Raw genomic sequence first — 13,392 nt, forward strand, 5'->3', positions numbered from 1 at the left:
GGTTTTTGATGTTAAAACCCGCCGGGAATCAGGTCGGGGCGATTGACAGGGACCGGCGCGCATCGGAATGAACGCTATCATGGAACATCATCCTTCTGCCCCTGTCATTCCTCTCTCCGTTGCGCGCAATCCCGGCCCGCTGCGGGGAACGATTCGTGTGCCCGGTGACAAGTCGATCAGTCATCGCGCCCTGATGCTGGCTTCTCTTGCGGAAGGACGTACCGTCGTCACGGGTCTGCTCGAGGGCGAGGACGTGCTGCGCACCGCCGATGCGATGCGCGCGCTTGGCGCCACCATCACGCGTGAAACGGACCGCTGGGTGATCGATGGCAAAGGGGTTGGCGCGCTGGACGAGCCCGCCGATGTACTCGATATGGGAAATTCGGGAACAGCAGCGCGTTTGCTGTCCGGTATTTTGGCCAGCCATCCCATCACGAGCTTCATGACGGGCGATGCGTCGCTGCGCGGACGCCCTATGCGTCGTGTGACCCAGCCTCTCTCGGGCAATGGCGCCTGTTTTGCCACGCGTCATGGCGAAAAGCTGCCCATGGCCATCATCGGAACGGGCGATGCGGCGCCACTTTCCTATTGTCTGCCTGTCGCTTCGGCTCAGGTGAAATCCGCCATCCTACTGGCCGGTCTGAACGCGCATGGCAAGACGCGTGTGGAAGAGCCGGTAGCGACGCGCGATCACACGGAAAACATGCTGCGTCATTTCGGTGTCGGCGTGGATGTGGGCCTTACGCCTGCGGGCGGGCGCATCATCACCCTGGAAGGCCCGACCCGACTCGTTGCGCGTGATGTGGTCGTGCCTGCCGATCCCTCTTCGGCAGCTTTTCCGATCGTGGCGGCCTCTCTCGTGCCCGGTTCTGAAATCCGTCTGCCGAATGTGGGGCTGAATCCGCTGCGGACAGGTCTGTTCACGACGCTGCGCGAAATGGGCGCGGTTCTCGATATCGAGAATGAGCGTGTCGAGGGGGGTGAACCCGTAGGCGATCTCGTCGTGCGTAGTGCCGCGCTGCGTGGCGTCGATGTGCCCGCCAACAGGGCACCGTCGATGATCGATGAATATCCTGTTCTGGCCGTCGCCTGCGCCTTCGCGACCGGAACCTCGCGTCTGCGTGGCCTTGAAGAACTGCGTGTGAAGGAAAGCGACCGTCTTTCCGCCACTGTGGCGCTGCTCAAGGCCAATGGGGCCACGGTGCGCGTCGAGGGGGATGACATGATCATCGAAGGGCGCGGCAGCGCCGAAGGACTTGGTGGGGGTCTGGTCGAGACGCGCATGGATCATCGCCTTGCCATGAGTGCCATTGTATTCGGTCTGGCCGCGGAAAAACCGGTCATGGTGGATGATACCGGCTTCATCAATACGAGCTTCCCGGGCTTCGTATCCCTGATGGCGGCTCTTGGGGCAGCGCTCTGATGCGTCTGATCATAGCAGTCGATGGCCCTGCCGCTGCGGGCAAGGGCACATTGGCCAAGGCGCTCGCAGCCTCGCTTGGCTTGCCGCATCTCGATACCGGGCTGCTCTATCGCGCGGTGGCGCGGCAGATGCTGATTGCCGGACTCGATCCCTCTGCCGATGATGGCGAGAAGACTGCACAGAGCCTGCAGCCCGCTGATCTGCTACGAGACGATCTGCGCGTTCCCGAGATCGATCGCGGCGCCAGCTCGGTGGCCACGCAGCCGCCCGTACGCGCCGCTTTGTTGAAGCGGCAGCGTGAGTTCGCCACTGCGAGCGGTGCGGTGATCGATGGGCGCGATATCGGTACGGTCGTGTTTCCCGATGCCGATCTGAAGTTCTTTGTCACGGCCAGTGCCGCGGTGCGCGCTCTGCGGCGTTATCAGCAACTCCATGGCGTCAGTGCGCATGACGAAGCGGCCCTTTCTGCCCTGACGGCTGAAATCGAGGCGCGTGACCGCAAGGATGCAGAGCGACCGGTTTCCCCGCTGCGTCAGGCGGAGGATGCCGTTCTGGTCGAGACGGATCATCTCGATGCCGAAGCCGTGCTGGCCCAGGCGCTTTCGGTCGTCAGGGCGCGTTTCGGCGCCTGATAATTGCTTCACGGCGCTCGCCGGGGCGGATAGTGCCGTCCCGGTAGCGAGGTTGGCTGGAGCAGTATGCCAAAGCTGTCTCTGTAGTACGGCCCTCACGGCCTGAGGCGTCCACCCGATTTACTATCCCGAGGGAGGCGATCGGATCGGAATTCTCCCCGAAAACAGGCCTGAAACCGAGGTTTGTGTTGACAAGCACCCCGCTGCGGGTGTCTGACGTCAGCCAGCGTAATGTCCCCTGCGCGCGCCCGCTTCCGGATACTGGTCGGGTCGGTTCTCATCGAAGGCTCATGGGTGGACCAGGATCATGAGCACGTCGTCCGGGCAAGATGCCGGGCGCAGACATTGGCTCGATCATCACGATCGGCCCAGGATTACGAAAACACATGGCTTCAGCCACCAACACCGTCGAAGACTTCGCAGCTCTTCTTGACGAGACCCTCGGCCAGGACACGGGCTTTGACGGCTCCGTCGTTACCGGTCGCGTCATCCGTCTGACGGATGAATATGCGATCGTCGATGTCGGCCTCAAGAGCGAAGGCCGCGTTTCGCTCAAGGAATTCGGACCGCCGGGCGTTGCGCCTGACGTGCGTCCGGGCGACGTGATCGAACTCTATGTCGAGCGCTACGAAGACCGTGACGGCTCCATCGTGCTGTCGCGCGAGAAGGCTCGTCGTGAAGAGGCCTGGACCTCGCTCGAGCGTGCATTCGCCAACAACCAGCGCGTCAACGGCACGATCTATGGTCGCGTCAAGGGCGGCTTCACGGTTGATCTGGGCGGCGCCATGGCGTTCCTTCCGGGCAGCCAGGTCGATATCCGCCCGGTGCGCGATGTCGCTCCGCTCATGGGTCAGCCCCAGCCTTTCCAGATCCTCAAGATGGATCGCGCCCGTGGCAACATCGTTGTCTCGCGTCGTGCCGTTCTTGAAGAGACCCGTGCAGAGCAGCGCTCCGAGCTGATCCAGGGCCTGAAGGAAGGCATGATCCTCGACGGCGTGGTCAAGAACATCACCGATTATGGTGCGTTCGTTGATCTCGGCGGCGTTGACGGCCTTCTGCATGTCACCGACATTGCCTGGAAGCGCATCAACCACCCGTCCGAAGCGCTGCAGATCGGCATGCCGGTTCGCGTTCAGGTCATCCGCTTCAACTCCGACACGCAGCGCATCTCGCTGGGCATGAAGCAGCTTGAGGCTGATCCGTGGGAGAACGTGGCGATCAAGTATCCGCCGGGTGCTCGTTACTCGGGTCGCGTCACGAACATCACCGATTACGGTGCATTCGTTGAGCTCGAGCCGGGCGTCGAAGGTCTGGTGCACGTTTCCGAGATGTCCTGGACGAAGAAGAACGTCCATCCGGGCAAGCTTGTCGCGACCTCGCAGGAAGTCGACGTCATGGTTCTCGACGTGGACAGCGCCAAGCGTCGTATCTCGCTCGGCCTGAAGCAGGTTCAGCGCAACCCGTGGGAGCAGTTCGCCGAAGAGCACAAGGTCGGTTCGACCATCGAAGGCGAAATCCGCAACATCACCGAATTCGGTCTCTTCGTGGGTCTCTCTGCCGATATCGACGGCATGGTGCACATGTCCGATCTTTCCTGGGACGAAGCCGGCGAAGCTGCCATGGCGAAGTTCGAGAAGGGTCAGGTCGTTCAGGCCAAGGTCCTCGACGTGGATCCCGAGAAGGAGCGCATCTCGCTCGGTATCAAGCAGCTCCAGGAAGACCCTGCAGCCGACACGCTGTCGCGCGTCCACAAGGGCGATATCGTAACCTGCGTTGTCACCTCTGTTCAGACCAACGGTATCGAAGTGAAGGTGGACGACGTCCTGACCGGCTTCATCCGTCGCGCCGAACTGGCTCGTGACAAGGCCGAGCAGCGCCCCGAGCGCTTCGCGGTTGGCGAGAAGGTCGATGCGAAGGTCGTGTCTGTCGACCGTGCCTCGCGCAAGCTGGCCCTGACCATCCGTGGCCGTGAGGTCGAGGAAGACAAGGCAGCGATCAACGAGTATGGCTCGTCCGATAGCGGCGCATCGCTTGGCGATATCCTCGGTGCAGCGATCCGTCGCCGCAATACCGAAGTGTAATCGACAGTTAATCTGTTGAAACACTATGAAAGGGCTGCCTCGGCAGCCCTTTTATTTTTTGTGTTCGGTTTGACACGCTACATCATCTGAAAACAGCCTCACGAAGACTTTTAGGTTTCCCGCATTTGGGTTAAAGCCAAGGTAATCGACGGGTCCGGTCACGCCGGTCAGTCACTGAAATCGGCAGGCGGGGTCTACATGGCTGTTATTTACAATACGAACTACACCCATAACCCCAATTCCTATCTGACCCTGGCGGTCGAGAGAGCCGCACGTACCCTGTTCGGCGCCGAACAGATTGTTCTGGCCGATAACATGACCCTGGCGGCGGCAGCGGCTTCAGGTGAGCATGACACGCTGATCTGCATCGATGGACAGCGCATCAATACCCAGCTCATGCGGCGTATCCGCCCGGCCTTCAAGACGATGATCCTCTGGACATTCGAAGATCCCTTCATGCGGGATTTCAATGTCGAGAACTCCCATCTCTTCGATTACGTCTTTACCAACGACCCGTCCTGTGCCGATCATTATAAGGGCAAGGGGCATTATCTGCCCCTGGGGGCAAGCCTTTCCATCCACGAGCGCGAGATCAAGCCTGCCGAGGCGCTGGATTACGACATCTTCTTTGCTGGAACGATGTGGCCCAATCGCGTCGAGACCCTGCGCCGCATCATCGCCGCCTTTCCTCAGGCGCGTCTCAAGCTGATCTGTCCGGGCAATGAATATCTGCCGCCTCTTCCCGCAGATCTGGCGGAGCTGGCGATCCAGCGCCCGGTCAGCCACGAGGCATTCATCGATTTTGCCAATGCGAGCGCGGTCACCCTTACCATGTTCCGCGACTATGCGAGCCATGGTGATGTCAGCCAGGCAACCGCTCCTGGACCGCGTTTCTATGAGCTGGCCCTCGCCGGTGCTGCCCAGGTGGTCGAAGCACCCGAGAGCATGGACACCAAATATTTCGCCGAGGTTGGCGGGACTTTTCTGGCACGTGATATCGATGGCGTGGTCAGTGCCGTCGCGGCTTTGCTGAATGATCGCAATCTGCGTCGCGAGGCCGCCTCTGCCGCCCAGAAATCCGTGCTCGAGGGCCATCTTTACGAGCATCGCCTGCGCCGGATTGCCGAGGTAACCCAGGCCAATTTCGGTCGTACCCTGCCTGGAGCGGCCATTGCGCCGCGCCGCCGTCGTCTGCGTGTGCTGATGTGCACCCACTCCACCATTCATGAAGCCGCATGGGGTGGTGTCGAGGTCTATCAGCAGACGCTGTGTTCCATGCTCGGGCGCGAGATCGAATTTTTCTACTGGCTGCGTCGTGGAACCCATTGCCGTCTGACAACCGCCAATGGTCAGGAGGTCGAACGTTACGATGTGCCTGAAGTCGGCTGGATGGACGCCATGTGCGATGGTCCGGAAGAGATGGCGTTCTCAAACGCTATCAGCCAGTACAATTTCGATATCGTCCACTTCCAGCATCTCGGCCATCATGCTCTGTCGCTACCGATCATCGCCAAGGCCTGCGGGGCCGGGGTGGTGTTCTCGGCACATGATTTCTGGCTGATCTCCTCGCGCTACAACCTCCTCAACCAGGATCTTCGTTATATCGAGGATGAAGTGAAATCGGTCGTTGCGAGCGACATCATTCTGAAGGTCGCCGAGAATATCGAATATGGCGGCGAACAGACGCGACGCGCCTTCATCGCGAAGATGCTTCATTCGGTCGATCTGATCCTGTTCGGGACCAAGCATTCGCGCAACCTGACCCATGAGATCTATCCGATCCTGGATCAGAAGAGCAGCCTCATCCTCGGCATTCCTTCGCCCGAGAACACGATTCCCATCGTGCCCAAGGCCTATGAGCCGCTGGGCGAGCGACCGCTCAAGGTCGCGATCGTAGGTAACTTCCTGCGTACCAAGGGCGCGGATACGATTCTGAACCTGATCGAGATCGCCCATCCCGATCATTTCGAATTCCATATTTTCGGCTATATCCACCCTGAATATGACGCGGTGATCAATGGAAAGCCGCGCCCGAACGTGAAGGTTTACGGGCGGTACACCGCCGGGGACATCGCCGCGCTGCAGGTGGCAGACGTTGCGCTCAACCTGTCGATCTGGCCCGAGACCTATTGCATCTCCCTCTCCGAGGCCTGGCAGAACGGGCTTATCCCCATCGTCACCGATGTCGGCGCGCTGGGTGATCGCGTCGAGGATGGGGTGAACGGCTTCAAGGTGCCTATCGGGCGCGCCAATATGGTGCTCGAGCGCCTGGAACTGCTGCGTTCCTCCGAGGTCATTCGGCGCAAGATCATGGGCGCTATCAGCCCCGCGCTCTGGACCCAGGCTGAAACCTACGCGAACGACATGCGCGAGGTGTATCAGCAGGCGGCTCCCGTACGTGAACTTGGCACGGCCGAGATGCAGATCGATGCCGGTCAGGTACACCTGCTCCCGCATGCGTCCTGGCGTCATCAGGCGCCGCCGCGCCATATTTTCGATCCGCCGACGATTCGCGATCTGACGGTTGAACTGCCAGAGCCCGTGACGGACTGGTTCTCGATCCAGGGAGCCGAATACTACATCGACGATGTCTGTAATTTCGTCCTTGCCGAAAACGAGCCCGAAGATTTCCCCGGTGCCTACGAGTTCCATATCCGAGGCTGGCATGTCCTGCCGGGCGTGAGCTCGGCCGGCTCGATGTATGCGGTGCTGATCGGCGACGAAACGACGCCAATGATCTTCCTGCCCTGCATTCGTGAGGCGCGCGGCGACGTTGTGTCGATCTACCCCAATGCACCTCGCCGCTCGGGCTTTGCCGGTCAGGCGGCCCTGCGTGGTAAATGGTGTGAGGGCGTGTTCCGCGTTGCCCTGGTCAACATCGTCAACGGTGCCGGTGCCTTTATGGTCACCTCCGCCGAGATCACGGTCAAGGATGGGAAGATCAGCGAACTGCGGATCGAGCGCCCATCGAATGATCAGATCATGCTTGATTTCGCGCGTGTTTCCCATGCGGATGGGAATTTGCGTGGTATCAAGCTCAGTGCCTTGCAACGCCGCAGCGGTTTCCACCCCGCCGCTACGGATTTCCAGCATTATATCGACTCACTGAGCGGATTGATCGGTGATCCGGCACCGCTGCTGACCGATGATGCCAATCTGTTCATTCGTGGCTGGGGCTTCCTGCGTCAGCTGCAACGGGCTGGGACGATGTCGGTGGCTCTGGTGGGCGGTCATCGGGGCGGGGTATTCTTCTTCGCGCTCAATCGCTTCCTGCGTCACGACGTGAAGACGATCTTCGATGATGCACCGCTCTGCGTCGGCTTCGAGGGCTGGCTCTCTCTGGCATCGGGCTATGCCGATGACATGGATGGCCCCTACAGGCTCTGCCTCGTCAACGCGGTGGGTGAGCAGATCGGCATCAAGACGCTGGATATCGTCGTTACGGTCACGGGCGGGATCATTGCCTCGGTAGCCCATGCCGAGGTGACGGACGCGATCGTGCACGAGGTCAATCAGATGATCGAAGCGAGTCTCGTGCCCGAACTGGCCCTCTGAACAGGACGCGGAACCGTCTGATGCAGTATGAGCGCAAACCAAAATGGCGGGTCATCGATGAGGAGTGGTACCTGCGCGAGAACCCGAAGGCGGTTGACGAGATCGATGCCAACGGGTTGCGCGGGGCCGAGGAGCATTATGAGACGATCGGCAAGTCTTATGGATTGTCGCCGAACCGCTACTTCGACGAGACGTGGTACAGACAGGCCTATCCCGAGATCTACGCGCAGATCTGCCGCGGAGAGATCGCGTCCGGTTTCGATCACTACTGCAGGAAGGGTTTTGCAACTCATGCGCCTCACTGGCTGTTCTCGGAGGATTATTACCGGTTCCATCACGCGACGCCGGTCATCGCTGCGGTCGCCAATGGGCTTTATGTGAATGGCTACGACCATTTCCTGGAAACGGGCGATGCTGACGGACTGAGCGGTCACTGGTTTCTGGACTCGGGCAGCTTTGCCGCGATCGGTGAGGCGGAGCCGAGTGCATTGCTGGGGGGGCATGGTGCGTTTGACACGCTGATCGTGCATCATCCGGAACTTGCAGATCAGTTCCGCCTGTCGTGGTACTTCGACCCGATCTGGTATGGGCAAACCTATCCCGAGGCGGTTCATGAGGTGGCAGCCGGGCGATATAAGTCACTCTTGCACCATTATCTTGCGAACCAGACCCCCCGTCAGTTCAGTCCGCAATCCTATTTTGACGAGCAGTACTACTGTCGGATCAATGTGGATGTGCTTCCGAGCATCGAAAACGGCACGTTCCGCAACGGCTACGACCATTTCCTGCGCAATGGCGTTTCCGAGGGGCGCAATCCCATCGACGGGATCGAGCTCAAGGTTGTCACGAACCGCCCCCATATCCGCGCGCTGATCGCTGCGGGCGTCCATAACGACACTTTTGCCTGCTGGGTCGCGCAGCGGGTGAGATACGGCACCAGCATCGATCTGCCTCCCCCAGATGAGGCGCAGACCCGGCTTCATTTCGAGGCGGAGGCGCGTATCCTGCTCCGGGCAATGGGGCAGGCCAATCGTCCGGATTTCACCTATGGTGGCGAGCCCGAGCTCTCGGTCATCGTAGTGCTGCATAACAAATTCACGCTGACGATGCAGGCCCTGGCCTCGCTACGGGCCAATTACCCGGGCGCGATACAGCTCATTCTGGTAGACTCCGCCTCGACGGACGAGACCATCCGGATTGAGCAACATGTGCTTGGTGCCGAGATCCTGCGCTATCGTTATAATATCGGCTATCTTGATGGCTGCAACGCGGCCCTCGAACGCGTGCGTGCGCCCCATCTGCTCTACCTCAATAATGATTTGCGCCTTTTTCCGAACGCGATCCGCAATGCCTTGTCGCGGCTTCAGGCTGCTGAGGATATTGCTGCGGTCGGGGCGAAGCTGGTGCGCAGCAACATGAAGCTGCAGGAGGCGGGGTCGATCGTCTGGCGTGGCGGCGCGACCTATGGCTATCGCCGTGATGACGATCCCAATATTGCCGAAGCGAATTTTGTCAGGGACGTGGATTACTGCTCCGCCGCGTTTCTGCTCGTACGGAGTGGTATCGCGCGGGCTCTGGGCGGGTATGACCCGATCTATCGACCGGCCTATTTCGAGGATACGGATTTCTGCCTGCGGATCACGCGCTCGGGGCAGCGTATCGTCTATGATCCGACGGTCATGGTCGAGCATCTCGAATTCGGCAGTTCCGGGACAGCTGGCTCTCACGCACAGATGCAGATCAATCATCGCATCTTCGGGCGGCAGCATCAGGATTATCTGCGGCACAAACTTCCGGCCCATCTGAGCAATGCCGTCCTTGCACGCTCGCCGCGCAGCACGCGTCGTAAGATCCTGTTCATAGAAGATCGCATCCCGTTGCGGTCGCTCGGTTCAGGTTATGTGCGTTCCAACGATCTTGTCTGGGCGATGAGCGCGCTCGGCTATCAGGTTACCGTTTTTCCTGTCCTCCCGCGTGCTGTCACCTATAACGATCTTGCTTCGGATTTCCCCGACGATGTCGAGGTCATGGCACAGAGCGATCTGGCTGATCTTGCCGGCTTCATCGAGGAGCGCGCTGGATATTATGATCTGGTCTGGATCGGGCGCACGCATAACCTGATACGCCTGCTGCCGGTGCTCTCCGAGTTGGGCCGTCATCTCCCCACTGGCAGCATCATTCTGGACACCGAGGTCGTTGCAGCGCCGAGGACGATCGAGAAGGCGCGGTTTCACCCACCGAAGGAGGCGCTTCCGTCTCTGGATGAGATGGTGTTGCGCGAGCTCGAGGCGGCTCATTACTGTCAGCAGATCATTGCGGTGTCTGCACATGATGCCGGGCTCATACGTGGCGCCGGCTATGGCAATGTCAGCATACTCGGCCATTCCATGCCCTTGCGCCCCGATGCGGCCTCTTTTCATGAGCGCAAAGATTTCCTGTTCGTGGGTGCGCTGCATGAGCGCGATGCGCCGAATTTCGATAGCCTCATCTGGCTCATCGAGGATGTATTGCCCGAGCTGGACGAGCATCTCCCCGAGGATGTGAAACTGACCGTCGCGGGATATGTTCACCCAGCTGTGGATACGACGTTGTTACGGGCGTCGAAGCGCGTGAACTGGCTGGGACCGGTCGAGGACCTTTCGGCCCTTTATGCCACGCATCGCATCTTTGTGGCGCCGACGCGCTATGCGAGCGGTCTGCCCTACAAGGTTCATGAGGCCGCGTCATTCGGCCTGCCGGTGGTCGCGACGCGGCTCTTGGCTACGCAGATGGCCTGGCGCGACGGTGCAGAGATCGTCAGTGTCTCGAGTGAGGATCCGATCGCTTTCGCATTTGCGATGGCCGAACTCTACGAGAACGAAGAAAAATGGAAGATGATTCGCAGCGGCGTCTTGCACGCGGTGGAGCGCGACTGCGATCCTGCGCGGTTCAGGACAGCGCTGGGAGCGATTGTTGAAGCCAGCATTGAGCATGCCGGCGGCCATGTCTGAGACAGGATCAATAGTGCGAATGCCGCTATCGGTCGGAATGAAGAACGGATTGAGAATTCATGTCAGCAGTTAAGAAAACCAGAGAAACGCAGGCTGCTGGCAGGACGCAGCGTGTGCTCGTGTGCAGTGGCGGTCGCTACGAGTCCCAGGCCAACGCTCAGATTCGTGAGTCGATCATGGATGGCTGGGCGGAATGCTTCGGCGATGAGAACGTGATTGCCGTGCATATCAGCGGTGCCGCAGCCTCGATCGAGCGCCTGCAACCGACGATCGTCTTCGCTATCGGCTCCTATCTCCCGGAGAGCACCTATTTTGGGGAGGTATGCCGTGAGGCAAAGAAGATCGGTGCCATTACCGTTTTCTGGGCTACAGAAGATCCCTATGAGCAGGATGCGAATTACCGCATCACCGATGATTTCGATGTGGTGTTCTCCTGCGATCGCTGGGGCCATAATTTCTACCAGCGCGAGCGCGTCTATCATCTGCCTCTTGCGGCGAGCCGAAAGCTGCATTACGCGCCGATCGAGGCTGAGGTAGAGAAATCGATCGACGTCTTGTTCTGTGGCGTGGCGTTCACGAGCCGCAAGGATATCGTGCGCAACCTGATGCCGACACTGCGCAACCTGAACGTCAAGATCATCGGTCCGGGCTGGGGTGAGTTTGGTATCGGCTTTTCCGATGCGCGTATCGAGAAAGCTCAGCTGATCGAACTCTACCGCCGCTCCAAGCTCGTTCTGAATCTTGGCCGCTCGCTTCATTTCGAGAACAAGCGCTTCATGATCGCTCCCTCCACGCCGGGGCCGCGCACGTTTGAGGCGGCAGCAGCGGGGGCGTTCCAGGTCTTCCATGAAGACACGTACGAACTGCGCCGCTATTTCACGGCTGAAGAGATCCCGACTTTCTCGAACAAGATCGATTTTGACCGTCTCGTGGCGCGCTATATCGACGATACGCCGCTCTGCATCGAAATGGCCCGTCGCGCTCAGGAGCGGACCATGAGCGAGCATACCTACGGCCACCGTATCCGTGCGGCCATCGAGGTTCTGAAGCGTGAGGGGTTCCTCGAGGTCTGAATCTCTCGGTTTCATGGGCAGGGCGATGAGAGTCCCTGTCCGTGAGCGCGCCTCATGCGCTCGCAAGCGCGAGACGCGCGGAAGAACGCGCGGTGAGTTATCCTGTGGTTACCATGGATACCGCATGCTTTGCCGCAGATGCGGCTCAGGAATGCATCCTAAATTACGCTCGTTGATCCGCTATCGCTGATTGTCTTCGCGGTACCGCATTTTCGCGTCGGCTGGGACAAGACCGTGCCCATGTGTCTTTCTGCACAGGATATGCTGCCAGGGCGAGTAGGGAAGATGAGCCCCTTACGACAAGGCATAGCGGACTACGTTTTATGCCCTGCCGGATGGGTACAGCCGGATCGATTCCGTCAAGCGGAGGACGAGTCACCTCCGCGCAGATGCCCGCTCGTAGTGAGCGGGCAGAGCCTTAGCCACGCACAAGATGATAGTGGCTGCGCAGATCGGCCTCGATCTGATCGGCATGGGTGCCGTCTCGGGCTTCGATCATGATCTCCAGCTCCGCCGTCTGAACCGAAGGCGCAGCGAAGAGACGCTGATGAGATACCTCGATGATATTACCCCCCGCATTACCGATGCGGGTCGAGATGTCAGCCAGAACGCCGGGGCGATCAGGTATCTGCAAGGTGAGCGACAGCAGGCGACCGTCGCGGCGCAGCGCGCGTAGCAGCGTATTGGCGAAGATACGCGTGCCGATATTCCCGCCCGTAATTGGCAGGGCCACACGCTTGCCCTCAAAGATTTCGGGATAGGCCATGACGGCGGCGAGTGCTGCGGCGCCAGCGCCTTCAGAGACCTGCTTCGCCTGCTCGGCCAGATGGGCAATAGCGGATTCCACCTGCAACTCGGTCACGACCAGGACCCGATCCAGGAGTGGGCTGACCGTCTCGAAACAGGTATTGCCAATCTGCATGACGGCGATGCCCTCGGCGATGGTAGAGCCGCCGCGCGCCTGAACCGCTGCTTCGGGGAACGCGGAGAGCGAGGCATGGCTCTCGACCTGGACACCGATGATCTTCGTGTTGGGGCTGAGAGCGGCCGCCGCGATGGCGGAGCCACTGATCAACCCGCCGCCGCCAATGGGCAAAACAAGATAATCGAGCGCCGGACTATCTTCTATCAGCTCGATGGCGAATGTCCCCTGACCGGCCATGACGGCTACGTCATTGAAGGGATGCACCAGAACGAGGCCGTGCTTCTGACGGATCTCTTCGGCGACGAGTGAGGCCTCGGCGAAATCCTCGCCATCGGTCACGACATGAGCGCCCCAGCCGCGTGTGCGTTCCACCTTGGCGGAAGGGGTATGACGGGGCATGACGATGGTGGCATTAATGCCGAGCAGGCTGGCATGACGCGCCACGCCCTGAGAGTGATTGCCCGCCGAGACGGCAATCACGCCGCGCTTTTTCTCATCCGTGCTCAGGAGCGCCAGCTTGTTGGCAGCGCCACGCTCCTTGAACGAGGCCACAGCCTGCAAATTCTCGAGCTTCAGCCAGATATCCGCGCCCGTCATCTTGGAGAGCGCGGCGCAGCGAATGCTGGGCGTACGCATGATATGCGGGGCGATCCGCTCATGAGCGGCAAGGATATCGGCGAAGGAGAGGGTGAGGCTTTCAGACACGGTCTTCT

At 60.1% G+C, this 13,392-nt stretch carries 7 protein-coding genes; 6 read left to right on the top strand and 1 reads right to left on the bottom strand.

Translation table 11 applies throughout. The features are described from left to right. Nucleotides 1–79 precede the first annotated feature (79 nt). The 6 genes from aroA to C0V97_RS11800 all read left to right on the top strand — a co-directional run bounded on the left by aroA (nt 80) and on the right by C0V97_RS11800 (nt 11,754). Nucleotides 80–1,423 carry a 3-phosphoshikimate 1-carboxyvinyltransferase gene (aroA, locus tag C0V97_RS11775; protein WP_233582123.1) on the top strand — a complete coding sequence of 448 codons (1,344 nt, stop codon included), beginning with the start codon at nt 80–82 and terminating at the stop codon, nt 1,421–1,423. After that, nucleotides 1,423–2,055 carry a (d)CMP kinase gene (gene cmk / locus C0V97_RS11780; protein ID WP_127102782.1) on the top strand — a complete coding sequence of 211 codons (633 nt, stop codon included), beginning with the start codon at nt 1,423–1,425 and terminating at the stop codon, nt 2,053–2,055. Before aroA ends, cmk begins: the two co-directional genes overlap by 1 nt. A gap of 386 nt (nt 2,056–2,441) precedes the next feature. Beyond that, nucleotides 2,442–4,136, top strand: coding sequence for a 30S ribosomal protein S1 (gene rpsA, locus C0V97_RS11785; protein ID WP_127102783.1), 1,695 nt, complete (start codon nt 2,442–2,444; stop codon nt 4,134–4,136). A gap of 198 nt (nt 4,137–4,334) precedes the next feature. Then, nucleotides 4,335–7,691 (top strand): glycosyltransferase, encoded by a 3,357-nt coding sequence (locus tag C0V97_RS11790; protein WP_127102784.1) that lies wholly within the window; start codon nt 4,335–4,337, stop codon nt 7,689–7,691. A 20-nt stretch (nt 7,692–7,711) separates the two neighbouring features. Then, complete coding sequence (locus tag C0V97_RS11795; protein WP_233582124.1) at nt 7,712–10,681, top strand: glycosyltransferase; 2,970 nt, start codon at nt 7,712–7,714, stop codon at nt 10,679–10,681. Nucleotides 10,682–10,740: 59 nt separating this feature from the next. Then, complete coding sequence (locus tag C0V97_RS11800) at nt 10,741–11,754, top strand: glycosyltransferase (protein WP_127102785.1); 1,014 nt, start codon at nt 10,741–10,743, stop codon at nt 11,752–11,754. A 418-nt stretch (nt 11,755–12,172) separates the two neighbouring features. On the opposite strand, the gene C0V97_RS11805 is transcribed toward C0V97_RS11800, so the two are convergent. After that, a complete protein-coding gene (locus C0V97_RS11805; protein WP_127102786.1) occupies nt 12,173–13,384 on the bottom strand; it encodes a threonine ammonia-lyase in 1,212 nt (403 codons plus the stop codon). Nucleotides 13,385–13,392: the final 8 nt, after the last annotated feature.

This window comes from Asaia sp. W19, from assembly GCF_003994335.1.
Lineage (GTDB): Bacteria > Pseudomonadota > Alphaproteobacteria > Acetobacterales > Acetobacteraceae > Asaia.